Consider the following 23,584-nt stretch of genomic DNA (forward strand, 5'->3'; position numbering starts at 1 on the left):
GTGCTATCGTGCCGGTACTTTGAATGTTCGGACAATCATGATGACAGTGCGCCAAGATGTTCACAGTTCCGGCAGTCCAGTACTTTGCCAGTCTTGTGAGGCACGGCATCGCGGTGTCTGCGGTGCGCTCGATCCCGACCAGTTGGTCGCACTCGCCAAGACGTCATCAAGACACAGCGTTGACCCAGGGTTCGAACTGATCGGCGACGCAGAGACCGTCGACAGCTATTCGAACGTGCTTTCGGGTGTGGTGAAGCTGACAAAGAGCCTTTCCGATGGTCGCCAGCAGATCGTCGGCCTCCAGTTTGCGCCCGACTTTCTGGGACGGCCGTTCAAGGTGGAAAGCGCAATCAACGCGGAAGCCGCAACGGCAGTTTCCCTATGCTCATTTCCAAAAGCGGCTATCGAACGGATGATGAAGGAATCACCAGAGCTCGAGCATCGCCTGCTCAAGCAAACGCTGAACGAGCTCGACCATGCACGCGACTGGATGCTGACGCTGGGGCGCAAGACCGCTTCGGAAAAAGTGGCGAGTTTTCTCTTGATGATCGCCAAGAACATCGATCCCACGATTGATCCAGCCGCTAGGTCGGCGAGTTTCGATCTGCCGCTGACACGCGCCGACATCGCCGACTTCCTTGGCCTGACGATCGAGACGGTTAGCCGCCAGTTGACCAGGCTGCGGACCGACGGCGTGATCCGGATCGAGAACAATCGGCACGTGAGGGTGGACAACTTGAGCCGGCTGGAGCGGCGTTCAGGCGCCTAGTGCTCGTCGGTCATCGCGATCATGGGCAAGACATGCTCGCGTTCGAACGCGATATGCCGGCGCATGCTTTCGAAGAACCCGCGCAGCATGAACCCGACGGCTTCCGGGTTGTGCAACCTCTCGCCATGGCCGATCGCCAGCAGGATTTCGGTCACCTCACCGGCAAAGCATTCGTCCTCGACATGCTCGGCGCGCAGTCGTCGGACTGAGGCAAGGTTGGCATCGCTGCCAGCGACAGAAGCCTCGTAGGCGGGAAAGATGATCGTCTCTTCATATTGATGAATGTTGCGCAACAACGGGACGATCGCGTTGGCTGTGCCAAGGCATTTCAGGCGGTCGACACTCGGCAAGGTGTCGGCGATTCTTTCCAGGACATCACAGAGCTGCAGTTTGTCCAGATGCGCGCGTTTCATCAACGCCGCTGGGACCGCCTCTCTGCCGGATGTCGAACTGTCGCGGCCTGTTTCGAACCGCGACGATTCCCGCTCCCTCTCCCTGTTCAATGACAGCCTCCTGACCGTTTGCGAGATCAAAGCTGCCCAATCCAAAAGCAAATGGCTTTGACATGGATCAAGGCGGCGATCGGGAGACTGCTGAATTGGTGTCGATGCGGATTGGCGTCCGCGCATCGGAATCCGACCTCGGGGACATGTCATGAAGTTCGGCACAGAAATCGTCGCTTTGGGCCTTTTCGCCTTTGTCGCGCTGGTAGCTGCCGGCTTCGGTGTGGACGAACCTTTTCGGCAGCACATGTGGGTGCTGCTCATCGTGCTGCTTGGCTTTATCACCATCCTTCTTCGCAACACGAGCTTCGCAGCGCCCGCGGCAATCGATCCGTCCGCCTATATGGATGGGCCGATCCGCTACGGTGCCATCGCCACTATGTTCTGGGGCGTGGTGGGAATGCTGGTCGGCGTGGTGATCGCGCTGCAGCTTGCCTACCCGGATCTTAACATCGAGCCCTGGTTCAACTTCGGCCGCTTACGGCCTTTGCATACTTCCGGCGTGGTCTTTGCCTTCGGCGGCAATGCGCTCATTTGCACGTCGCTTTATGTCGTGCAGCGGACCTGTCGTGCCCGGCTGTTCGGCGGCGATCTCGCCTGGTTCGTATTCTGGGGCTATCAGCTGTTCATCGTCATGGCTGCAACCGGCTACCTGCTCGGAATCACCGAGAGCCGCGAATACGCCGAGCCCGAATGGTATGTGGACCTGTGGCTGACCATTGTGTGGGTCGCCTACCTCGTCCTGTTCCTCGGCACCATCCTGAAGCGCAGGGAACCGCACATCTACGTCGCCAACTGGTTCTATCTGTCCTTCATCGTGACGATCGCGATGCTGCATGTGATCAATAATCTATCGATGCCCGTCTCGTTCGTGGGTTCAAAGAGCTATTCAGCTTTCTCCGGCGTCCAGGATGCCTTGACGCAGTGGTGGTACGGCCACAATGCCGTCGGCTTCTTCCTCACCGCCGGCTTCCTCGGCATGATGTATTATTTCGTGCCCAAGCAGGCCAACCGACCTGTCTATTCCTACAGGCTGTCGATCATCCACTTCTGGGCTTTGATCTTTCTCTACATCTGGGCCGGTCCGCACCACCTCCACTACACCGCTCTGCCGGACTGGGCCCAGACGCTCGGTATGGTGTTCTCGATCATGCTCTGGATGCCTTCGTGGGGCGGCATGATAAACGGCCTGATGACGCTCTCGGGCGCCTGGGACAAGCTGCGCACCGACCCGATCATCCGTATGATGGTCATGGCCATCGCCTTCTACGGGATGTCGACCTTCGAAGGCCCGATGATGTCAATCAAGGCCGTCAACTCGCTCTCGCACTACACCGACTGGACCATCGGTCACGTCCATTCGGGCGCGCTCGGATGGGTTGGCATGATCTCGTTCGGCGCGATCTATTTCATGGTCCCGAAGTTATGGAACCGCGACCGGCTTTATTCGCTGCGGCTCGTCAACAGGCACTTCTGGCTGGCGACGCTTGGGATCGTCGTTTACGCCGCGGTGATGTGGGTCTCCGGCGTCATGCAGGGCCTGATGTGGCGCGAATACGACGAGCAGGGCTTCCTGGTCTACTCCTTCGCCGAGACCGTCGCAGCCATGCATCCCTATTATGTCATGCGCGCTCTGGGCGGCGCGATGTATCTCGCCGGAATGCTGATCATGGCGTGGAACATCGCGATGACGATCCTCGGCTACCAGCGCGAGGAGCAACCGATGCCGGATCCTGTTCCCGCCCTCCAGCCTGCCGAATAAGGAGCCAGAAAATGGGCTTGATGGACAAACATGCCGTGATCGAGAAGAACGCCACGCTTCTTCTCGTGGGCTCCCTTCTGGTGGTGACGGTCGGCGGCATAGTCGAGATCGCGCCGCTCTTCTATCTCGACAATACGATCGAGAAAGTCGAAGGCATGCGGCCCTATTCGCCGCTCGAGCTCGCCGGCCGCAACATCTATGTGCGCGAGGGCTGCTACCTCTGCCATAGCCAGATGATCAGGCCGTTCCGCGACGAAGTCGAGCGCTATGGGCATTACAGCCTGGCGGCCGAGTCGATGTACGACCACCCGTTCCAGTGGGGATCGAAACGCACCGGACCGGACCTCGCGCGGGTGGGCGACCGTTATTCGAATGGATGGCACGTCCAGCATCTTACCGACCCGCGCTCTGTGGTGCCGGAATCGATCATGCCAAGCTACGCATTCCTGAAAAATACACCGATCGAGGTGAAGGACTTCTCGACACATCTTATCGCCAACAAGCGTGTCGGCGTCCCCTACTCCGATGACATGATTGCTAATGCCAATGCCGATCTCATGGCACAAGCGGATGCCAACGTCGACACGTCCGGCCTCGAAGCACGCTATCCGAAGGCCAAGCTCGGTGATTTCGACGGTAATCCGCAGCAGGTCACCGAAATGGATGCCCTTGTCGCTTACCTCCAGATGCTCGGCACGCTGGTCGACTTCAAAAACTATGATGAGGCCGCCGGCTACCGCTGAGGAAGATATCGATGAATTACAATCTGATGCGGGAATTTGCCGACAGCTGGGGCCTGCTCGCCATGGCGCTTTTCTTCGTCGGATGCAGTGCCTTCGCGCTTCGCCCCGGCGGCCGCAGGCAAGCTGACGAAGCCGCCCGGATACCTCTCAAGGACGATTGACAATGAGCAACGAGCATATCGATGAAGTCTCGGGCATTTCAACCACCGGCCATGAGTGGGATGGCATCCGGGAGCTCAACAATCCGCTTCCGCGCTGGTGGATCACGACCTTTTACATCACCATCCTCTGGGCGATCGGCTATACCATCGCCTATCCAGCATGGCCGATGCTGAGCTCCGCGACCAAAGGCGTAATCGGCTATTCGAGCCGAAATGATGTGAAGAACGAGCTCGCCGCAGCGGAAATCGCCAAGGGCAAGTATGTTGCGGCTGTACAGTCGAAAACTGTCCTGGAGATTGCCGCCGACGATGCGCTGCGCGAATTCGCGGGTGCGGCCGGTGGCGCCGCGTTCAAGGTCAATTGCGTGCAGTGCCACGGCTCCGGCGCTCAAGGGTCCAGCGGCTTTCCCAATCTCAACGACGACGATTGGCTGTGGGGCGGAAGTGCCGAGCAGATCCAGCAGACGATCACACACGGCATCCGTTTTTCATCGGACCCGGACACACGCCTATCCGAAATGCCGGCCTTTGGCGACATTATCACAGCTGACCAGATCAGGAAGGTCAGCGCCTATGTCGCCAGCCTGTCGGGACCTGTTCAAGACGAAAGTCTGGTCGAGCCGGGTGCCAAGGTCTTCGCGGAGAATTGCGTGGCGTGTCATGGCGAAAATGCAAAAGGCAACATGGAGTTTGGCGCGCCCGACTTGACCGATGCCATCTGGCTTTACGGATCCGGGGAAGCATCGATCGCTGCCCAGGTTCGCGCGCCCAGACAGGGCGTGATGCCAGCCTGGGGCGAACGTCTTGGCGACACCAAAGTCAAGGAGCTCGCCGTCTACATCCATTCGCTTGGCGGTGGGGAATAGAGGGGGGTTCTATTCCCGGCCCTCCGCCGGCTAAGCGACGGGCCCGGCTTGCGCCGGGCCTCGATCGTATTTGAGGCATCGGCGATTGACTTGCATCAACGCGGCGCGGCCCATCATGCGGCAAAGCTTGGCTAGCACGCTGCATTCCGGACGTCGCTCCACATCAGAGATGTCCGGTTGCACGGCAAAATGATCGGCTGCGCGACTGGAGATATTGGTGCTGGACAACATTCAGGTAGAGCGACTTGAGGCCGAGGCGGTCAACTCGGCCAAAACGCGTCAGCCGCTCTATGCCGCACGCAAGAAGATCTTCCCGAAGCGCGCTTCAGGCAGCTTTCGTCGCTTCAAGTGGCTGGTGATGGCAATCACGCTGGGCATTTACTACCTGACGCCTTGGCTGCGTTGGGATCGGGGGCCGTTTGCCCCGGACCAGGCTGTGCTGATCGATCTCGCCAATCGCCGCTTTTACTTCTTTTTCATCGAGATTTGGCCGCAGGAATTCTACTATGTTGCCGGACTGCTGGTCATGGCCGGCATCGGCCTTTTCCTGGTCACTTCTACGGTCGGCCGGGCCTGGTGCGGCTATACCTGCCCACAGACCGTATGGGTCGACCTGTTTCTGGTGGTCGAACGCGCGATCGAGGGCGACCGCAACGCGCGCATGAAACTCGATGCCGGCCCCTGGGCCGCGCGCAAGCTTGTGCTGCGTGCATCCAAACACGCTATCTGGCTGGTCATAGGCGCGGCAACGGGGGGTGCCTGGATCTTCTATTTCGCCGATGCGCCAACTTTAATTCGAGAGGTCTTCACCGGGACCGCAGCGCCCATCGCCTACATCACCATCGCGGTGCTGACGGCGACCACCTACACGTTCGGCGGACTGATGCGCGAGCAAGTCTGCACCTATATGTGCCCATGGCCGCGCATCCAGGCGGCCATGCTCGACGAGAATTCGCTCACCGTAACGTACAATGATTGGCGCGGCGAGCCGCGTTCGCGCCACGCCAAGAAGGTGCTTGCCGCGGGGCAGCCGGTTGGAGACTGCGTCGATTGCAATGCCTGTGTCGCCGTCTGCCCGATGGGGATCGACATTCGCGACGGCCAGCAGCTCGAATGCATCACGTGCGCGCTCTGCATCGACGCTTGCGACGGCGTCATGGACAAGCTCGGCAAGGAGCGGGGACTGATCTCCTATGCGACGCTGTCCGATTACAGCGCCAACATGGCGGTAGCCACCGCAGGCGGCTCTTGCTCGGTGAACCCGTCGCTCGTGCGGACCGACGGCGGCGCTTTCTCCGATAGGTTGGCCCATTTCCATCTCCGTAAAATCTTCAGGCCACGCACCTTCGTCTACATGGGCGCGTGGTCGGCGATCGGCCTTGCCCTGCTCTATTCGCTGCTGACGCGCGACCGGCTCGACGTCAGCGTTCTGCACGACCGCAATCCGCAGTTCGTGACGCTGTCCGATGGTTCGATCCGCAATGGTTACACCGTCAAGCTGCTCAACATGATCCCCGAGCCAAGGACGATTGTCGTCACCATGCAGGGCTTACAACGCGCCGAAATGAACGTCGTCGGGATCGACCTGCCTGCAGATCGCTCATTTGCCATCGCCGTCGAACCAGACCGGCTGAAGATGCTGAAGGTTTTCGTCCGCCAGCCGGCTGAACAGCTCAAGGGGCAAGCGCAGACATTCAAGTTCCGGGTCGAAGACAAGGCAAGTTTCGAAGTCGATGAATACACGGCCACGTTCAACGCACCGGAGATCCTTAGATGAGCGTCAATATGCGAAGGCCCCGCGAATTTACCGGAAGGCATATGCTGCTTACCATTCTCGGCTTTTTCGGCGTGGTTGTTGGCGTGAATGTGACCATGGCGACGCTGGCCAGCACGAGCTGGACCGGTCTTGTCGTTGAAAACACCTATGTGGCGAGCCAGCAGTTCAACAAGAAGGCCGAGGAGGGGCGCGCGCAGACCGCACTCGGCTGGACCAGCAAACTCACCATCGCATGGGGCGAGGTCCGCTACAGCCTCAGCGATGCCGCCGGCAAGCCCATTCCCCTGCATTCTGTGAAGGTTCTGTTTCGCCACCCCGCTTACGAGGCGGAGGACAAGTCCCTCACTCTGGCCTCAACTACAGGCCAGGAATTTGCGACGCAGCACACGCCGAGAGATGGCGTCTGGATCGTCGAAGTCGATGCCGATGCTGGTCTCGCCGAACCCTACCGCGATGTCCGTCGGATCATGATTTCCCAAGGAGCGCTGCAATGAGCTGCTGCGCGCCGGGCGCTGAAATGGCGCTGGCCCTCGATAGGGTCACACCCGTCTTGCCGTCGAACCATGAAGTCAAATTGGCGAGCCGCTCGCTTGGCGATGATCTTCACCAGACCGATCTCTCAGTGCCGACTGTTCACTGCGGCGCCTGCATACAGACGATCGAGACAGCACTCGAAAAGCTCGATCGCCTCGAAGACGCAAGGGTCAACTTGTCGACGAAACGGGTTTCGATCCGATGGCGTGGGAATGAGGCACCGCCATTCGTCGCTGCGCTTGAGCGGCTGGGCTACCCAGCGCATCTTTTGGAGCCCGAGGTTGATGAAAAAGACAAGACGCTTTCGGAACTGATCCGCGCCGTCGCGGTTGCCGGCTTTGCGGCGGGCAACATCATGCTGCTTTCGGTCTCGGTCTGGTCCGGCGCTGAAGGTCCGACCCGCGACCTGTTCCATTGGATCTCGGCGCTGATTGCCATCCCTGCCCTCGCCTTCGCCGGCGGCATTTACTTCCGCTCGGCATGGAACGCGTTGCGCCACGGCCGCATGAACATGGATGTGCCGATTGCTGTTGGGGTCTCACTCGCCTACGCGATGAGCCTCTACGAAACCATCAACCATGGCGACCACGCTTACTTCGACGCATCGGTATCGCTGCTGTTCTTCCTGCTGATCGGCCGCACGCTTGATCACGTGATGCGGGAGCGTGCCCGGACCGCGGTGAACGGCCTGTCACGGCTCGCGGCGCGTGGCGCCTTGGTGATGCGTGATGATGGCACGCGCGACTACCGGCCGGTTGGCGAGATAGAACCCGGCATGCAGTTGCTGATCGCGGCGGGTGAGCGGATTCCGGTCGACGGCAAGATTATTCGAGGCTCCTCGGATCTCGACTGTTCGCTGGTTTCCGGTGAGAGCGCTCCCAGAACCGTGGCGTCAGGAGAAGCCGTACAGGCAGGCATTCTAAATCTCACGGGCCCACTGACGGTCGAGGCGACAGCCGCCGCAAAAGACTCTTTCCTGGCAGAGATGGTCCGACTAATGGAAGCGGCCGAGGGCGGTCGCGCGCATTATCGCCGGATCGCCGACCGCGTTTCGGCGCTCTATGCGCCGGTGGTCCATCTGACCGCCTTCGTGACGTTTCTCGGCTGGATGGTGGCCATCGGCGACTGGCACCGGGCAACGACGATCGCCATCGCCGTCCTCATCATCACATGTCCCTGTGCGCTCGGCCTTGCCGTACCGATCGTGCAGGTTGTTGCGGCGCGCCGGCTGTTCGAAGCTGGCGTCATGGTCAAGGACGGTTCCGCCATGGAGCGCTTGGCGGCAATCGACGTCGCGGTGTTCGACAAGACCGGCACGCTAACGCTCGGACAGCCCCAACTCGTCAACGCACCATCCATCCACCCGACTATGCTGGCAATCGCAGCCGATATGGCCTCGCATTCCCGTCACCCACTTTCAAAGGCCATTGCCAACTTTGCAGGTTTCGCCGGCCAGCCAAAGCTCGAGGCTGTCAGCGAGCACCCCGGATTCGGCATCGAAGCCACTGCCGCGGGCAGCACCTGGCGGCTGGGTAGGCGCGGATGGGCCGGGTGGAAGGCCCGAACCGGGGGCGAAAGCAGATATGGCGGAACGGTTCTGACGAAAGATGGGATCATTGTGGCTTCCTTCGTCTTCGAGGACGCGTTGCGTGCAGACGCCAGAGCGGCCATCGAGCAATTAAACAACGCGAGGGTTTCCGCGCAAATGCTGTCGGGCGACACCGCCGCTGCCTGCGGCGAGGTGGCGGCGGCGTTGGGCATCCATCACTTTGTTCCGGCGCTGCTTCCTTCGGGCAAGGTAGAACATATCGAAACGCTGGCGAAGGACGGCCACAAGGTGCTGATGGTTGGCGACGGCCTCAACGACACCCCTGCGCTAAGCGCGGCACACGTCTCGATAGCTCCAGCCACGGCCGCCGATGTCGGCCGCAAGGCAGCGGACTTCGTGTTCCTGCGCGAAAGCCTTTCGGCCGTACCCCTTGCCCTCGACGTCTCGCGCAAGGCCGGACGACTGATCCGGCAAAACATCGCCATCGCGATTATCTACAATGCCGTCGCCGTGCCGATCGCCATTTCGGGGCACGTCACACCGTTGATCGCCGCAATCGCCATGTCCGCCTCGTCGCTGCTTGTCATCGGAAATGCATTACGCCTGGCGTCCTTTGCGACGAACGCACCGGAGACGGTGGGCAGGCGCGGCAACCGGTCCGCCATCGGCGCACTGGCGCGATCGTCATGACGACGCTCGTCTATCTGATACCTGTGGCCCTGTTCCTCGGTGCTCTTGGGCTATCTGGGTTTCTGTGGGCTTTGAGGAGCGGGCAATACGAGGACCTCGACGGAGCCGCGGAGCGCATCCTCATCGACCGAGATGACAGACCTGAAAGCTGACTGGCTCCGCGGTGCCGACATGATGGCGATGCCGCCGGCAGTACCCGTTGAAACTGATGAAGATCAGGGCGCGGATGAGGGCTTGAAGAGGTGATCCTGGGCGCATCGCTGGCCGAGGTGCCGTGAGTGACAATCTCTTATGGTCTCGTGTTGGTTGACCGCCATGAGGCGGCCAGCGCGACGTTAGTGACGCAAACTGCCATTTGGCCGGAGACGCTCCTATCGCTGACCGGCCGCATGCTGCAGCCGCGCGATCAGGTCGCGATTGCGGCAATAGTCTGGCGGATCGTCGGCTTGCTGCTGCTCGTCGAGCCAGGTCGAGCATTCGTCCTGGTGTCCGCAGGCGCGGCAGCGGTCCACCGCCCGATTGGTGACGGCTATATTGTCTGGAACGATCTTCAATTGTTTGTCGACGCCCAGCTTCCGCATCATGCGGCCCATCAAGGCTGTCCTAGCGTCAACTGAGATCAGGTAGTCGAGAAAAGTCATGTCGGTCACTCCCGTTTCCCGCCATATCATTGTCATCTCGGCGACCGCTGCATTGATCTCGGTCAACGGGCCGTCTGCGGACGATGACCCTCGCGTGAATGCCGCAACTGGCGGACTTGCGATGCGGCCGGGGGTCAATACGACATGAGTCGGTTGATGCTGCTTTCTTCGATCAACGTGCGCGTGACTCCACCGAATGCCCATTCGCGCAGGCGGCTGTGGCCATATGCGCCGGAAACGATCAGATCGGCGTTGATTGAGCTCGCAAATGCCAACAGATGCTCACCGTCAGCGTCGCCGCGGATGAACTCGGTCCGCGCCATGATGCCGTGATGCTCAAGAAAGACTGCGACATCAGCGAGGCTGTCACGGATGCCGTCGTCGCGCTCGCTGTCGATTGTGGCGATGACGACGTCGTTGGCCTTGGCCAAGAAGGGCAATGCGTCGGTCAGCGCCCGTCGCGCCTCCCTGGTGTCCTTCCAGGCGACCAGCACGGTATTTGCCATGACATGTTCGATATGGCTTGCAGCGGCGAGTACTGGCCGGCCTGTGCCGAGTACAAGGCTACCGATATCGACGGTGCGATAGACATTTTCTCCTTTGTCGCCGCCGGTCACGATGAGGTCGCCGCACGGGCCCAAACGCTGAGGAAGCGCGTCGGGCTGCAGACGGCTTGACCCCATTCGCTTGAGATCGAGGCAGGAACCAGCCTCTCGAAGTCGGCGCGCAGTTCGGCGAGCCGTTTTTCGATTTCCGTTCGCTGGATCTGCATGATCTCGCCTTCGTAGACCATACCGTCGCCAGTCGCGACCAGAGGCGGGACATCCGCAGCCGCGAGGCCGATAAGGTGAGCGCCGAAGTTTTCAGCAAGTTCAACCCCGAGGCTCACCATGGCCGTAGGAGGTGCATCGATGGCGAGGTTCACGGCAATTGATTTGTAGGACACTGGAGGCGCCTTTCGCTGGAGCAGTTGAACGCAGCATGGGGTGCATTGGCCTGCGGCGCCTTGATGCGCGTCAAAGTGCATTAGCAACCGGCTTGATCGCGACTATTTGGCATCATGGTTTTGCGTGTGCAGAAAGAGCGATGAATGATAACTAGACTGCGTTGCGGGTTCCCTGATCAAAGGACTTGATTTGGACGACAGACAAACACGTGACTTGTCGACCGACGTTCGCGGCCAGGGGCAGACCACGGCCGAACACGACCGGCTGGCCCAGATGTTCGAGCAAGCCCCCGGTTTCATGACATTGATGCGTGAGCCGGGTCATGTCTATGAGTTGACCAACGCCGCCTATCAGCGCCTGATCGGCCAAAGGCAAGTGATAGGAAAGTCGGTACGCGAGGCCCTGCCCGAGCTCGAAGGTCAAGGTTTCTACGAACTGCTGGACCAGGTGTGCGAAACGGGCGAACCCTACAGGGGTCAGGGCGTGAAGGTCGCCCTTCGCAACAGCCATGACGAGCCGGTCGAAGAGCGCATCCTCGATTTCGTCTATCAGCCCATCAAGGCCGACGACGGTCGCGTCACGGCTATTTTCGTCGAAGGCACCGATGTTAGCGAGCTCTCCTTTGCGAACGCCGCCCTGCGCTTGCGCGAAGATCATTTGCGTTCGATCCTGGCAACGGTGCCCGATGCAATGGTCGTCATCGACGAACAGGGCCGTATTCAATCCTTCAGCACCGCTGCCGAAACGCTGTTCGGCTACCAGTCGAGCGAGGTGCTCGGACAAAATGTCAGTCTGCTGATGCCGTCGCCCTATCGCGAAGAGCATGACGCTTATCTCCACCGCTATCTGACGACCGGTGAACGCCGCATCATCGGGCTCGGCCGCACCGTCACTGGAATGCGTAAGGATGGCTCAACCTTTCCGATGGAACTTGCCGTCGGTGAAATGCATCCTGGGACCGGCCGCTTCTTTACCGGCTTCTGCCGGGATCTGACCGAACGCTACAGAGCGGAAGCAAGAATACAGGAGCAGCAGCAGGAGCTTCTACACATGGCGCGGTTTACCGCGCTGGGCGAAATGGCTTCGACATTGGCGCATGAGATCAACCAGCCTCTCACGGCAATCACGAACTACCTTAAAGGCAGCCGCCGGCTTCTCGAAAAAAGCACGGAAGAGAACGCGCCGATGTTGAGGGAGGCCGTGGAAAAGGCAGCGGAACAGGCCTTGAGGGCCGGAGACGTCATTCGCCACCTTCGGGACTTCGTCGCAAGAGGCGAGAGCGAGCGCCAGGTCGAACGCCTGCCCACACTGATCGAGGAAGCCTCGTCCCTGGCCCTGGTCGGTGCAAGAGAAGTAGACGTGCGCGTCAGCTACAAGCTTGATCCCGCCGCCGAACTGGTCTTGACCGACCGCATCCAGATTCAGCAGGTTCTGCTCAACTTGATGCGCAACGCGATAGAAGCCATGCAAGGCGTGCCACGCCGCGAGTTGCAAGTCATGACCGTGGCCCGTGACGACGGCATGGCAGAGGTAAGCGTGATCGACACAGGCACTGGTCTAGCGCCCGAAGTCTCCGCACAGCTTTTCCAGCCATTTGTCACCACCAAGAAACAGGGCATGGGCGTCGGCCTCTCTATTTGCCGTACAATCGTTGAGTCGCATGGGGGCCACATCTGGGCCGAGGCAATACCGACTGGAGGAACCGCGTTCCGGTTCACCTTGCGCATCGTGGAGAAGGAAGAGGTCGCCAATGACCGGTAACCATCTTGTGCACGTGGTCGACGACGACGTCGACGTTCGCAAATCGCTTGGTTTTCTCCTGGCGACGGCTGATTTCGCCGTTCGCCTGTACGAATCGGCGACAGCTTTTCTGGCTACGGCCACGGGCAATCTCGACGGCTGCATTGTGACCGATGTGCGCATGCCGGGCATTGACGGCATCGAGTTCCTGCGACAGCTCCGGACCCGCGGGCATACGCTTCCGGTCATCGTCATGACGGGTCATGCCGATGTGGCCCTCGCTGTTCAGGCGATGAAGGAAGGTGCCGCCGACTTCATCGAAAAGCCGTTTGACGACGAGCTGCTGATCGAAGCGATCCGCTCCGCATTGGACAGTCGCAATCGGACGGAGACAACACACCCCCAAGGCGTGGAAATCCGTGGTCGTCTGGCGGCCCTGTCGGAGCGGGAGCGACAAGTGCTGGACGGCCTTGTGTCCGGCCTGCCCAATAAGACGATTGCCTATGACCTCGGCATCAGCCCGCGCACGGTCGAGATCCATCGCGCCAATGTCATGAGCAAGATGGCCGCGAGCAGTCTGTCGCATCTCGTGCGCATGGCGTTGGTTGTGGAATCCAAACGTTAAAGCGAGTCGCGGAGAGACTTCCCGTCGTTTAGCGGAACCCTATCCGGCACCCAGTCTCGCCAGTGGGTCGGGTGAACGTCGATGCGTGCGCGGGTGGCGGCGTTCTTCCAGCCTTCTCGCTCCTTTATGCAAGGAAAGATAAGCGCATGTTCGCCATCCTCATCGAGGACGGCGAGTTCCAGCTCACGATCGAACGGAGCGCTTGAGATCGGCTTCCACATCATCCCCTATGATGGGTGGGAGCAGCAGGCCCCGCCTTGATCTGGATCATTTTCCGAATCCCCACTCCGGTATGGACCCTGACACTGACATGGGCCGCCATGCGAGTCACCGGCGGCCTAGCCACGGTTGTCGATTCATCTGTCGGCCGACCGACTCCTTGATCGTGATCAATGACCTCCCTGGCGGCAGGGCTACGATCCGCGATGCCGAATATCAGAGTCGATGGAGCACCGGCGACACCGTGCTGTCACGAAAAACAGGAGATCGCGCCGATGCTGATCCGCACGCTTTCTGCTTTGGAATGTACAAAATTGCTGACGGCCAACCGGATCGGCCACTTGGCATCCGCCAAGGATGGACACCCCTACGTCGTGCCGTTCTACTATGCCCACGCCGACAATCACCTCTATGCATTTTCCATGCCGGGCAAAAAGGTCGACTGGATGCGTGCCAATCCGCTGGTGTGCGTCCAGGTCGATGAACGCGGCCAAGGACGGGCATGGAGAAGCGTGATTGTCGACGGTGTCTATGAAGAACTGCCTGACCGGATCGGCTACAAGGTTCAGCGCGACCATGCGTGGTCGGTGTTGAGCAAGCACATCGACTGGTGGGAGCCTGGCGCTCTGAAGCCGGTTACGCCTCCTGTTTCGGACAGCACTCCGCATGTTTTCTTCAGGATCATTATCAAGCAGGCGTCGGGTCGGGAAGCAAAGGAATAGCGTGCTTTCCCGTCCGAACACCGCGGGCGCACAGCCGCCGTGGATTGTGCCGGGCAATCCGTTTTCACGCTAAAACCGTCCATCGCGCAAAAAAACATTGGAAGTTCGAGCCAGCTTGGGGATAGGCACTCTGTGGCGCATGTATACCAGTGGTGAAGGGCGATGGCGCAGGAAAATCTGGTGGTTTGCAGCAAATGCGGCGGGATCAATCGACTGCCGCCAGCGCGCGATGCCAAAAACGCAAAATGCGGAAAGTGCGGGAAAAAGCTGTTCTCCGGCCACCCCGAGGACGTCGACGCACGAACCTTCGATCGTCAGGTCAAGCGAGGCACCCTTCCCGTTGTCGTGGATGTCTGGGCGCCATGGTGCGGGCCCTGCAAGATGATGGCGCCCGCATATGAAGCCGCAGCAAACGAACTGGAACCGCATGTTCGGCTGATCAAGCTCAACTCCGATAATGAGCAGGCCGTTTCAGCCAGGCTCGGCATTCGCGGCATCCCGACCATGATCCTGTTCCATGGCGGACATGAGGTTGCACGCACATCCGGCGCAATGAAGGCGGGGCAGATCGTCAGGTGGATCCGCGACCACCTGCCTGTGGCCGGCGCCTAATCGTGGATCCGCTCATCGCCCGGCTCGGACTTGCACTAACTATAGGCCTGCTCGTCGGACTGGAGCGCGGCTGGCGAGAGCGGGAAGCGCCCGATCGTAGCCGGACGGCCGGAATTCGAACCTACGGCATATCCGGTCTGCTCGGCGGCATTCTCGCAGCTCTGGCCGATGCTCTCGACGCAGTGTCCGTGCTGGTCGGTGGTTTCATCGCCTTTGCGGCAATCTTCGCCTGGTACAAGGCGCGTGAGGCAGCCCATGATGAGGATTTCAGTGTTACGGCGGTAATAGCAGCCCTTTGCGTATTCGCGCTCGGTGCATTGTCCGTCGCTGGCGATTACCGCGCCGCTTCTGCAGGAGGAGCAGCACTCGCGGCCATCCTTGCCAGTCGGGAAATCCTGCACGGCCTCCTGAAGCGACTGACTTGGATCGAGCTTCGTTCCGCGCTGATCCTGGCTGTGATGAGCGCGATCATCCTGCCCTTGCTGCCAAACCGGACGATGGATCCATGGGGCGGCTTCAATCCATGGGAAGTCTGGTTCCTCACGGTGCTGATGGCGTCGATATCGTTCGCCGGCTATGTCGCCGTTCGCGTCCTGGGGACCACCCGCGGCCTGCTCGTCAGCTCGCTCGCCGGCGCGATCGTCTCTTCCACCGCCGTAACCGTGGCGCTGGCCCGCAACGCCGTGTCGGCAAGCAATCCTCTGCCGCTCGCTGGCGCGGCGTCGCTGGCCGCAATGGTTTCTTTGCTACGCGTCTGCGCTGTGGTTCTGATCGTTGAGCCAAGCGTGTTCCCTTCGGTCGGCATTCCCGCAATTGTCGCGGCGCTCTCCTTCGCTGTTTGCGGAGCATTGCTCCTGGCTCGGAACAGCGGGGATCGCAAGGGTGCCGGCGTCGCGCGCAATCCCTTCGACCTAGGCCCGTTGCTGCTCTTCGCCCTGCTGTTTGCGATCGTCGCGACCGCGAGCGCTGCATTGGCTGCTCAATTCGGCGGACGCGGCTTGCTGGCGAGTTCGGCGCTTGCGGGCACATTCGATGTCGATGTCTCGGTGCTCAGTGCCTTGCGCCTGGTCAAGCATTCGGTCCCTGTCGAGACCATTGGCCAGGCGGTGCTCGCGGCGCTGGCAGCAAACGCGATCTGCCGCCTGTCGCTGGCCGCATTTGCCGGCCCGATCAGGTTCTGGTTGCCGCTCGCAGGTGCAACCCTCGTCGCCGCAATAGCCGGCTACGGCACGATGTTGCCGCCCTCGACCTTCTGGTAGCGCCGAGATCCGGCCTCTTTGATGCCGATCAAGGGCCAAGCCGGACAGCCGTTTTATGAAACTCCACGAAGGAGTAGGCCATGATCAGCTTGAAGGGTCACGCCCCGAAATTACGGCACGTCCGGTTGCTGCCAAGCCGCCTCGGAGGTAACCCATGCCGCGGCGCATCTTGATTGTTCTCGGCCATCCCGATCCGTCGCCACACCGGCTTTGCCGTAATCTCGCCAGGGCCTATGGCGAAAGTGCAGAACTGGCGGGGCATATGGTCCGCCGGGTCGACCTCGCGGCACTCGATTTTCCAATGCTTCGGACGTTGCAGGAGTTCGAGCACGGCGCGATTCCCGACAGCCTAGAGGACGCCGCTGAAGCGATAGTCTGGGCGGAGCACATTGTATTTGTCTTTCCGCTGTGGCTCGGGACCGTACCGGCTCTGCTCAAGGCTTTTCTGGAACAGGTGATTCGGCCGGAAACTGCCTTTGCCTACCCGGACAAGGGTGGCGGCCTGCCCAGGAAACTGCTTCGCGGCCGCTCCGCCCGCGTCGTGGTCACGATGGGCATGCCTGCCATCCTTTACCGGCTATGGTTCCTCAGCCACGGCATTGCCGGCATGCGGCGGAGCATTCTGCGTTTCGCCGGCGTGAGCCCGGTGCGCGAAACCTTGTTCGGCATGGTCGCGGGTGCCACCGATACGACACGGGCGAAATGGGTCGAACAAATGCGCAGGCTCGGTAAGCGGGCGCTTTAGCACGGTTGTCTTCAACCGGAACAGCAAAGCTCCCCTTTCGCACGAATGCAAAGGTGGCCGACCATGAGAATTGGCACGGCTTTGCGAAGCGCCGGTCAGCACTGCAACTTTGTTTGACCCGCATCAAAGCGCCGGCCCTTGTTTCCCGGTTCATTGCCTCCCATCGAGATCTTCAACTCAGGAGAGCATCCATGACGACGGCCGGAATAGATGTCCCAAGCCTGAAGCTACCGCTGCCATTGGCGCGCGCGCATTCCGAGGGGCGACCGAGCCCTGCCGACCAAGCGGACGCAGCAGTTTGATCCACGTCATTGCGAGTGCGGCTGCCAAGATGTGAAATACAAAAAACAGGAGATCGCATCGATGCGGATCCGTACACTTTCCAGTTTGGAATGCACGAAATTGCTGGCGGCCAATCGCGTCGGCCATCTGGCATGCGCGAAGGACGGACAGCCCTACGTCGTGTGCTTCAACTACGCCTACGCTGACACTCACCTCTATGCGTTTTCCTTGCTAGGCAAGAAGATCGAATGGATGAGAGCCAATCCCTTGGTGTGCGCCCAGGTAGAGGAACACGGCCAAGGCCGCGGATGGAGAAGCGTCGTTGTCTACGGCCGCTATGAAGAACTGAGTGACCGGATCGGCCACGAGTATCAGCGCGGTCATGCATGGTCAGTGTTGAGCAAGCACGCGGACTGGTGGGAGCCTGGTGCCCTCAAGCCAGTCATACCTCCCGTGTCAGACAGCTCGCCGCCCCTCTTCTTCCGGATTCTCGTTGAAGAGGTGTCGGGCCGTGAAGCAAGCGAATAGCTGTTTCCGCCGTTCGATGCATGCGCCGAACGGCGAGCGGCACCCTGCAGTCGATTGCGCCGGCCCGATCGTTTTTGCCTGAATTGTCAGCGCGCCGTCATCGCGGCTTGCCGGCCGGGGCCAGCGCCGAATTGTCCGGGAACGCTTCGCCAAAGGAAAGGTCGTGACTACGACGCTCCCCTGTTTCTCGGCCTGTTCATTCCTCCGCGGCCAAGCCGATCAAGCAGTTGGCGTCGGGCCTGGTTCGAGCTCCCTCAACCAGCCGCCCTCGAACCCCGCCCGTTGCAAGCCGCTGCGGATGTACCGGCACGAGCGCATCAGCCGCCACAAGAGGCCGCTGCGGTCGTTCTCGAGCATCAGGACAACCGGCCCTTCGTTGAGGCCGAAGTGCCAAGGCGAAACACTCGGGGCGAAGTGTTGCGCATCCTCCTACTCGAACTCGCCCTGCTCACGCTGATCGCGCAGCCGCCCGGATGGCTGATTGGCTATGGCCTTGCCTGGATCATGCAGAAGAACCTGGCAGGCGAACTGATGCGGGTGCGCCTGATCGTCGAGCAATCCACCTATGTCTTCGCCAGCGCCATCGTGCTCGCCGCAGCCGTGCTTTCCGCTGTCGTGGTTCGCCGAAGGCTCAACGAGCTGGACCTTGTCACCGTTCTCAAGACGCGAGATTGAACCATGCGCGCAATCTGGATGAAACGAATTTTTGGGATCGCGGCTGTGACGCTGTTGGGGGCCGGCGCGGTCTGGTTCGCATGGCCGCGGCCCATTGCTGTGGACCTTGCGACGGTGACGAAAAGTCCGATGGAGGTCACGATCGAGGACGAGGCGAAAACGCGCGTGCGCCACGTCTATACAGTGTCGGCTCCTATCGCCGGCAAAGTCCTGCGCATCTCTCCGCCGCGTCACGTGGGAGATCAGGTCACCAAGGACGAAACCGTCATGGCTGTGATGCAGCCGACGCTGCCGGGCTTTCACGACGCACGCACCCATGAGGAGCTGCGGGCGGCACTGGCTGCGGCCGACGCGGCCGTGAACCTTGCGGCAGCCGAAACCCGTCGGATCGAAGCCGCGCTTTCATTTTCGCGAACGGAGCTCCGGCGGGCCGAGGCGCTGGCGCGCACAGAAGCGATCTCCCTAAAGGTTCTCGACACAGCCAAATTCAACGTTGAGACCAATGAAGCAGCTCTTGCCAGTGCGAAAGCCCAACTCGAGGTCCGCCGAAACGAGCGTGACAGCGTTGCAGCGCGACTTGGCGAACAATCGGGTGCCGCGCCGGAGCTGAATCCCGCCTGCTGCATACAGTTGCGCGCCCCCGTAAGCGGCAGCGTCCTAAAGATCATGCAGGAGAGCGAAGGTGTGGTCCAGGCTGGTGCCCCGCTGATCGAAATCGGTGACCCGCTCGATCTCGAAATCGTCGCGGACCTGTTGTCGACCGACGCTGTCCGCATAAAGCAAGGCGCGCCAGTCTGGATCGACAACTGGGGTGGACTGCCGGTCCAGGGCCGCGTCTCCCGCGTCGATCCGGCGGGCTTCACCAAGGTTTCAGCCCTTGGCATCGAGGAACAACGGGTCCGCACGACGATCGACTTCACCGACCCTCCGGCGAAGTGGTCGGCGCTAGGACATGATTACCGCGTGATCGTGCATGTCACGATCTGGAAAGGCCATGACATCCTGGCCGTCCCGGTGGCTGCCCTGTTCAGACAAGGAGACGACTGGGCGGTATTCGCGGTAAGGGACGGCCGTACACGGGTATCCATCATCAAGATCGGTCAGCGAAACAGCCGTACGGCGGAGGTTCTGTCGGGCCTTGCCCCAGGCGATCGCGTGGTACTGCACCCGAGCGACAGGGTCACGGACGGCGTGACCGTCCAGCGGGAACTGGCGGGTGGACAACAAAGGAGACAAGATCCTGGCCGCGCATGGGGTACGGCCGCGCATCCTGATCGAAACGCCCTACGGCCTGACCATCGCTATCCTTGCAGCGAAGGGCATGGTCAATCCCTCCGTCGTTGCGGACGGCATGATCGGCGGTATTTTGGCCAGGCCATTCGAGCCAGCCGTCAATTTCCGCGCGCTACTCCTGCGCCCGCCGGACGGCATCAATTCGACCTTGATCACCGACTTCATTGGCGAACTCTATGCCGCTCGCAATATGCTATCGAGCGAGGCATAGGCAACTGGCTCGACGCCTGGTTCTAGCTGCACACGAATGGCATCGACGAGAAGCAGGACACGCAATCCCGGTCCTATCCCTCCCCCATCGTCGAGCGGAGAAGAGCTTGCATATGCTCTGCCAAGTCGAGCTCACCGCGCGCCTCGATCTTCAAAAGATATCGGGCCTTGGACCGGCGATCACCTTCCCTGACCGCAGGATAGGCGCATACAGCCAGCAGCGCCCTTTCCTCAGCCCGGCTGGCTCTGTCGTGGTCGCGGTTACTGCCGCCCATTTCGTGGATCGCCTTGCCGAATGCCGCGTACGCTGCCTTGTGCGCATTGATCAGCGCCCGCAGATCGCGGGACGGTTCCCGGTCCTCCCGTCGCGGCTTTGTGGCGAAAGCCGATGCCGCAACCGTCGAGGCGACAACGGCGTTGGCGGAGTTGAGAAGCAAGGCGCGGCGATTCCTCCTGGACATGGTGAACTCTCCTCTTCACTTCATGGCAGGCTGCCAGAACGATGTCGTAGGATCGGCCAGCTGCGCTTCCACAGTAGCATGACTGCCGGCGCGTTCATGTCAGGATGGATGGTAACGTTGGATGCGTTGCAGCCAGAGCATAGTTGGCGCGACTGCGCGAATCGGCATCTCGCGAACTGTTCGATCAATTGTCCCTCGGCCTCGCCACCAAAGAAAGGATCGCCATTCCCGAAAAACTCCATAACTTCGAAGAATTGCGATCCCTTTCGGCGCGGTTCACCAGGCGTCCTCGGCGGTGATGGCTTTCATCACCAGTTCGTCCACCCATCGTCCGGGCCTCGTTAAGATGGCGGTGCCAAGTGCCTTGCGACGACGGCGACCAGCGAAAGCCGTTGGCTTTCAGCGCCCACCGGTCGCCTCGTCGGGCTTACCCGGGAAGATCATCTGAATGCGAGCCATGTCGACGTCGATGATGTCGACGGCTCTGATTCCGATCTTGGCGATCTGGCTTTCATTTGCCCACTCCTGCATCCTCACCAGTGATTTCGGTTGCGATTGCAGGCGGCGGATTTCGGCCCGGTTGCCGACGTGTCGAAACCGCGTTTCCATTGCCAGTCTGCCAGTATGACGGCTGTCGACCGACGCTGATGATTGCGTGCTCCGACAATTTCAATGCGGCACAAGTCGGCAGAAGCATACGCAAGTTCCCGAGAAGGCGAGCGCCGCGTAGGCACGCTGCCGGCCTTCACCGCTTTCCCAGCCAAGCACTAGGTAGTTTCCCGTAGGGATAGAACCGAATTTCGCGACCTGCTGATTCGCGCGATTGCTGTGTTACGGATCAACCGGGAAACAGCCATGCACGCCCAATCGAGCTCCAGAATTTCACTGCCGTTGCACGCCTTACAGTCGAGCCTGCCTACGGCATTCGATCCGACACCGCTACAGTCGGTCAGCTTCTTTCGCTGCGGTTCGGAAATCTATGCGCAAGGTGAAAAGGCCGGAGCCTTCTATCAGGTCGAGTTTGGCGCCGTGCGTGTTTACCGCCTGCTTGCGGACGGTCGCAGGCAGATAAGTGCCTTCCATCTGGCCGGAGAGACATTCGGTTTCGAAGCCGACACCACCCATCATTTTTTCGCCGAAGCCATCAACGCCGTGGGTGTCCGCGTCTTCCGCTTTGCCACTGGTGCGGATCTCTCCCGTCAGCTGCTGCCGTTGGCTCTCAAGGGCCTGACGAGAGCGCAGGAACATCTCTTGGTTCTCGGCCGTCAGAATGCCATCGAACGCGTCGCCGCGTTCCTGGTCGACATGGCGGAGCGACAGGGCGGCTTGCGACAGGTCGAACTGCCGATGTCGCGCATGGATATCGGCGATTATCTCGGCCTCACCATCGAAACCGTATCGCGGGTTTTCACCCGGCTGAAAGACAAAGGCGTCATCCGCCTGCTCAATCTGCGCAGCATCGAGATCATCAAGCACGACGTGCTTCATGCGATGAGCGAGTGAGGCTACTTGGTCACTTGCCGCGCGTGGCAGACCGTAAGCGTTGCCGCTTCAAGCCCAAACGCTTGCGGAAGGGTCAGCAATAATACACAGGCACGGGATTTCAGTTCGTTGGCGGTGCGGGCCAGCGGCTCGGTAGCCGATCTCGTTGTACTCAACAACGCGACATGAAAGCGGTGCTCGCAGCTGCCAACGAGGCTGCCGGCGTTTACGAGCCGGCCGGCTGATTGGACAGCCCGCGAAGCGCGGTAACTCGCGTGCGCGCTTGCCGCTCGACCCCTGATGAGGATCCCACTGGGACGCCGATTCAGATGGCCTGTCTTTGAAGGCCGCCAAGCAGGCCTACGACCGCTTCAACCGGGCAACCGCAGCCGACCCGCTGCAGATGATGGATACCTTCGTCCCAGCGGAGGTGGGTGACGTCGAATTGCCCTCGCATTTTCGGCAAGCATCCCGGCAATTTCGCCGTGATGAGGGCTCCGAGTTTGGACGATGCAGGCGCTGTCAACCTTCTGCAAGCCAGCACCGTCGTCTGTAACAAGGACGCCGCAACCACGAGGGCGCGGCCGCCATCGAAGCGAGTTATCTCAGCACTCGCGGTGAAACCGCAGCCCTCTTGTGCCGCTCAACGGCTAATTTCAACCGACTTTGGTCACTCGGGCTTCAATTGCCATGCGGCTTTGGGCCAAGCGCGCAGCTAGGCGGCCTGCTTGATCTCCGCGACCTGAACGCCCAGCCGGAATGCCTGACCGTCTGCAAACGAGCGCGCGTAGCTCTCTGATGTAAAAGGGACCGTGGTGGTGGTGCCGCTGACCGTCACGCGAACCGACCACCCGTTGTCCCTAACGATTTCAACGACATGTTGCTCATGCGCAGCCATGCACTCCTCCCAGAATCTTCCGTTGAGGATGGGAGGATAGCGTCGTGAAACTGGTTTGCATGCAAATAATCCGACACCGCGACGTCGAAATGTCAAAACACGCACAGCTATACTCAAGTCGATGGCATCGCCTTAACCTTGGTCGATGCAAGAGGACACCACAGCGGCGAACTCACCTCAAGGGCGACTGCGCAGTTCACGCCCCTGTCTGGGGAACACGCGGATTGCCAGGCGGACAAAAAAAGCCCCAGCGCTGGGTCGATGCGCCGGGGCTTTGGGCACGTACAAGCTACACCAACATGTCCGCATATGAACGTGCGCTAATAAAGTGAAGGAATGGTGAACCACGCATATGCCGAAGGGCGCACGCTAAAAGCTGGGGTGAAGCGCAGTATCAGTAATGACAAGTCTGCGCACCCTGATTGTCCCACCTTACTTTCGACCAAACGACGGGGTGAGGATGCGGGCAGTCTTATTGCTTTGATGACGTATGCCGTCACCGCTCATGCCGATGAAGCGAGCCGGCTCACTGACGCCGTCCTCGACCGGCTGCGAAGACTGTCGCAAGACCGGCTGATTGTATCGAACCCGGAAACAGACCAACGCCGGCGCAACCTCACCCTGAAACCAAAAGACAATATCGATGATCTCCAACAGCTATGCTCCCGAGGGTTCAAGCGCCTGCAAACGTTGACCACGCCCACTTTCGCTATCGCCGCCTGGATGATGACGGCCGCATCAATTTCATGGGGCAAGCATAGCGGCCCAGGGTTCTGCCCGATGGCCGCGACCAGGCTCGTGGATACCTCGAACCATCACCAAGACACCGCGAGACGCGGAAGAGGCAAGCTGCTTCATCAACCGGCAACACCGAAAAGCTGCTGATCAATG

Annotated in this window: 27 protein-coding genes and 1 pseudogene; 20 read left to right on the top strand and 8 right to left on the bottom strand. The window is 60.5% G+C overall.

Annotation, left to right across the window (positions count from 1 at the left end):
• Nucleotides 1-40: 40 nt before the first annotated feature.
• Nucleotides 41-769 (top strand): Crp/Fnr family transcriptional regulator, encoded by a 729-nt coding sequence (locus NKI95_RS24370; protein ID WP_352719788.1) that lies wholly within the window; start codon nt 41-43, stop codon nt 767-769.
• Here NKI95_RS24370 and NKI95_RS34495 read toward each other — a convergent pair.
• The gene (locus tag NKI95_RS34495) at nt 766-1,182 is read right to left on the bottom strand and encodes a hemerythrin domain-containing protein (protein ID WP_502909239.1); all 417 of its coding nucleotides are present in this window, start codon (nt 1,180-1,182) and stop codon (nt 766-768) included. The two genes, NKI95_RS24370 and NKI95_RS34495, sit on opposite strands and share 4 nt — an antisense overlap.
• 241 nt (nt 1,183-1,423) lie before the next feature.
• Between NKI95_RS34495 and ccoN the strand changes: the two genes are divergently transcribed.
• The 8 genes from ccoN (at nt 1,424) to ccoS (ending at nt 9,506) form a co-directional block, all read left to right on the top strand.
• Entirely contained in the window at nt 1,424-3,034 is a 1,611-nt protein-coding gene (gene ccoN / locus NKI95_RS24380) for a cytochrome-c oxidase, cbb3-type subunit I (protein ID WP_352719792.1), read from the top strand.
• 11 nt (nt 3,035-3,045) lie between these two features.
• On the top strand, nt 3,046-3,777 hold the full coding sequence (gene ccoO / locus NKI95_RS24385) for a cytochrome-c oxidase, cbb3-type subunit II (protein ID WP_352464066.1): 732 nt from the start codon (nt 3,046-3,048) through the stop codon (nt 3,775-3,777).
• A gap of 11 nt (nt 3,778-3,788) precedes the next feature.
• Nucleotides 3,789-3,938, top strand: coding sequence for a cbb3-type cytochrome c oxidase subunit 3 (locus NKI95_RS24390; RefSeq protein WP_352719794.1), 150 nt, complete (start codon nt 3,789-3,791; stop codon nt 3,936-3,938).
• A gap of 2 nt (nt 3,939-3,940) precedes the next feature.
• The gene (ccoP, locus tag NKI95_RS24395; RefSeq protein WP_352719796.1) at nt 3,941-4,804 is read left to right on the top strand and encodes a cytochrome-c oxidase, cbb3-type subunit III; all 864 of its coding nucleotides are present in this window, start codon (nt 3,941-3,943) and stop codon (nt 4,802-4,804) included.
• 217 nt (nt 4,805-5,021) lie between these two features.
• Nucleotides 5,022-6,581, top strand: coding sequence for a cytochrome c oxidase accessory protein CcoG (ccoG, locus tag NKI95_RS24400; RefSeq protein WP_352719798.1), 1,560 nt, complete (start codon nt 5,022-5,024; stop codon nt 6,579-6,581).
• Complete coding sequence (locus NKI95_RS24405; RefSeq protein WP_352464062.1) at nt 6,578-7,075, top strand: FixH family protein; 498 nt, start codon at nt 6,578-6,580, stop codon at nt 7,073-7,075. Before ccoG ends, NKI95_RS24405 begins: the two co-directional genes overlap by 4 nt.
• On the top strand, nt 7,072-9,354 hold the full coding sequence (locus NKI95_RS24410) for a cation-translocating P-type ATPase (RefSeq protein WP_352464061.1): 2,283 nt from the start codon (nt 7,072-7,074) through the stop codon (nt 9,352-9,354). Before NKI95_RS24405 ends, NKI95_RS24410 begins: the two co-directional genes overlap by 4 nt.
• Nucleotides 9,351-9,506, top strand: a complete 156-nt coding sequence (gene ccoS, locus NKI95_RS24415) for a cbb3-type cytochrome oxidase assembly protein CcoS (RefSeq protein ID WP_292656569.1) — start codon at nt 9,351-9,353, stop codon at nt 9,504-9,506. The genes NKI95_RS24410 and ccoS overlap by 4 nt, the downstream gene beginning before the upstream one ends.
• 219 nt (nt 9,507-9,725) lie before the next feature.
• Here the strand turns inward: ccoS and NKI95_RS24420 are convergent, their stop codons facing one another.
• The 3 genes from NKI95_RS24420 to NKI95_RS24430 all read right to left on the bottom strand — a co-directional run bounded on the left by NKI95_RS24420 (nt 9,726) and on the right by NKI95_RS24430 (nt 10,920).
• Complete coding sequence (locus tag NKI95_RS24420) at nt 9,726-9,995, bottom strand: DUF6455 family protein (protein WP_292656670.1); 270 nt, start codon at nt 9,993-9,995, stop codon at nt 9,726-9,728.
• Nucleotides 9,996-10,129: 134 nt separating this feature from the next.
• On the bottom strand, nt 10,130-10,612 hold the full coding sequence (locus tag NKI95_RS24425) for a universal stress protein (RefSeq protein ID WP_352464060.1): 483 nt from the start codon (nt 10,610-10,612) through the stop codon (nt 10,130-10,132).
• Nucleotides 10,609-10,920 carry a hypothetical protein gene (locus NKI95_RS24430; RefSeq protein WP_352719801.1) on the bottom strand — a complete coding sequence of 104 codons (312 nt, stop codon included), beginning with the start codon at nt 10,918-10,920 and terminating at the stop codon, nt 10,609-10,611. The genes NKI95_RS24425 and NKI95_RS24430 overlap by 4 nt, the downstream gene beginning before the upstream one ends.
• A 295-nt stretch (nt 10,921-11,215) precedes the next feature.
• Here NKI95_RS24430 and NKI95_RS24435 point away from each other — a divergent pair, with 295 nt between their 5' ends.
• The 7 genes from NKI95_RS24435 (at nt 11,216) to NKI95_RS24465 (ending at nt 17,674) form a co-directional block, all read left to right on the top strand.
• Nucleotides 11,216-12,703 carry a PAS domain S-box protein gene (locus tag NKI95_RS24435; protein WP_352719942.1) on the top strand — a complete coding sequence of 496 codons (1,488 nt, stop codon included), beginning with the start codon at nt 11,216-11,218 and terminating at the stop codon, nt 12,701-12,703.
• Nucleotides 12,693-13,307 (top strand): response regulator FixJ, encoded by a 615-nt coding sequence (gene fixJ / locus NKI95_RS24440; RefSeq protein WP_352719803.1) that lies wholly within the window; start codon nt 12,693-12,695, stop codon nt 13,305-13,307. Before NKI95_RS24435 ends, fixJ begins: the two co-directional genes overlap by 11 nt.
• 494 nt (nt 13,308-13,801) lie before the next feature.
• The gene (locus NKI95_RS24445; RefSeq protein WP_352719805.1) at nt 13,802-14,248 is read left to right on the top strand and encodes a pyridoxamine 5'-phosphate oxidase family protein; all 447 of its coding nucleotides are present in this window, start codon (nt 13,802-13,804) and stop codon (nt 14,246-14,248) included.
• Between the two features lie 162 nt (nt 14,249-14,410).
• On the top strand, nt 14,411-14,860 hold the full coding sequence (trxC, locus tag NKI95_RS24450) for a thioredoxin TrxC (RefSeq protein WP_352719807.1): 450 nt from the start codon (nt 14,411-14,413) through the stop codon (nt 14,858-14,860).
• 2 nt (nt 14,861-14,862) lie between these two features.
• Nucleotides 14,863-16,119 carry an MgtC/SapB family protein gene (locus tag NKI95_RS24455; protein WP_352719809.1) on the top strand — a complete coding sequence of 419 codons (1,257 nt, stop codon included), beginning with the start codon at nt 14,863-14,865 and terminating at the stop codon, nt 16,117-16,119.
• Between the two features lie 154 nt (nt 16,120-16,273).
• On the top strand, nt 16,274-16,864 hold the full coding sequence (locus NKI95_RS24460; protein ID WP_352719811.1) for an NAD(P)H-dependent oxidoreductase: 591 nt from the start codon (nt 16,274-16,276) through the stop codon (nt 16,862-16,864).
• Nucleotides 16,865-17,227: 363 nt separating this feature from the next.
• Nucleotides 17,228-17,674 carry a pyridoxamine 5'-phosphate oxidase family protein gene (locus NKI95_RS24465; protein ID WP_352719944.1) on the top strand — a complete coding sequence of 149 codons (447 nt, stop codon included), beginning with the start codon at nt 17,228-17,230 and terminating at the stop codon, nt 17,672-17,674.
• A 219-nt stretch (nt 17,675-17,893) separates the two neighbouring features.
• On the opposite strand, the pseudogene NKI95_RS24470 reads toward NKI95_RS24465, so the two are convergent.
• Nucleotides 17,894-18,064: pseudogene (locus tag NKI95_RS24470) on the bottom strand (glucoamylase family protein); the annotation flags it as partial.
• Nucleotides 18,065-18,088: 24 nt separating this feature from the next.
• Between NKI95_RS24470 and NKI95_RS24475 the strand changes: the two are divergent.
• Both NKI95_RS24475 and NKI95_RS24480 read left to right on the top strand, forming a co-directional pair.
• Nucleotides 18,089-18,349 (top strand): FtsX-like permease family protein, encoded by a 261-nt coding sequence (locus NKI95_RS24475; RefSeq protein WP_502908397.1) that lies wholly within the window; start codon nt 18,089-18,091, stop codon nt 18,347-18,349.
• A gap of 3 nt (nt 18,350-18,352) precedes the next feature.
• Nucleotides 18,353-19,879: an efflux RND transporter periplasmic adaptor subunit gene (locus tag NKI95_RS24480; protein ID WP_352719815.1), complete on the top strand. Its 1,527-nt coding sequence runs from the start codon at nt 18,353-18,355 to the stop codon at nt 19,877-19,879.
• 47 nt (nt 19,880-19,926) lie between these two features.
• On the opposite strand, the gene NKI95_RS24485 is transcribed toward NKI95_RS24480, so the two are convergent.
• Together NKI95_RS24485 and NKI95_RS24490 are read right to left on the bottom strand one after the other, a co-directional pair.
• On the bottom strand, nt 19,927-20,313 hold the full coding sequence (locus NKI95_RS24485; protein WP_352719817.1) for a hypothetical protein: 387 nt from the start codon (nt 20,311-20,313) through the stop codon (nt 19,927-19,929).
• A 399-nt stretch (nt 20,314-20,712) separates the two neighbouring features.
• The gene (locus NKI95_RS24490) at nt 20,713-20,922 is read right to left on the bottom strand and encodes a hypothetical protein (protein ID WP_352719819.1); all 210 of its coding nucleotides are present in this window, start codon (nt 20,920-20,922) and stop codon (nt 20,713-20,715) included.
• Nucleotides 20,923-21,168: 246 nt separating this feature from the next.
• On the opposite strand from NKI95_RS24490, the gene NKI95_RS24495 reads away from it, so the two are divergent.
• On the top strand, nt 21,169-21,816 hold the full coding sequence (locus NKI95_RS24495; RefSeq protein ID WP_352719821.1) for a helix-turn-helix domain-containing protein: 648 nt from the start codon (nt 21,169-21,171) through the stop codon (nt 21,814-21,816).
• Between the two features lie 694 nt (nt 21,817-22,510).
• Here the strand turns inward: NKI95_RS24495 and NKI95_RS24500 are convergent.
• Nucleotides 22,511-22,693 (bottom strand): hypothetical protein, encoded by a 183-nt coding sequence (locus NKI95_RS24500; protein ID WP_352719823.1) that lies wholly within the window; start codon nt 22,691-22,693, stop codon nt 22,511-22,513.
• Nucleotides 22,694-23,029: 336 nt separating this feature from the next.
• Between NKI95_RS24500 and NKI95_RS24505 the strand changes: the two genes are divergently transcribed.
• The gene (locus tag NKI95_RS24505) at nt 23,030-23,578 is read left to right on the top strand and encodes a hypothetical protein (protein ID WP_352719825.1); all 549 of its coding nucleotides are present in this window, start codon (nt 23,030-23,032) and stop codon (nt 23,576-23,578) included.
• Nucleotides 23,579-23,584 lie beyond the last annotated feature (6 nt).

The sequence above is a fragment of the Mesorhizobium sp. M0306 genome, from assembly GCF_040321655.1.
Lineage (GTDB): Bacteria > Pseudomonadota > Alphaproteobacteria > Rhizobiales > Rhizobiaceae > Mesorhizobium.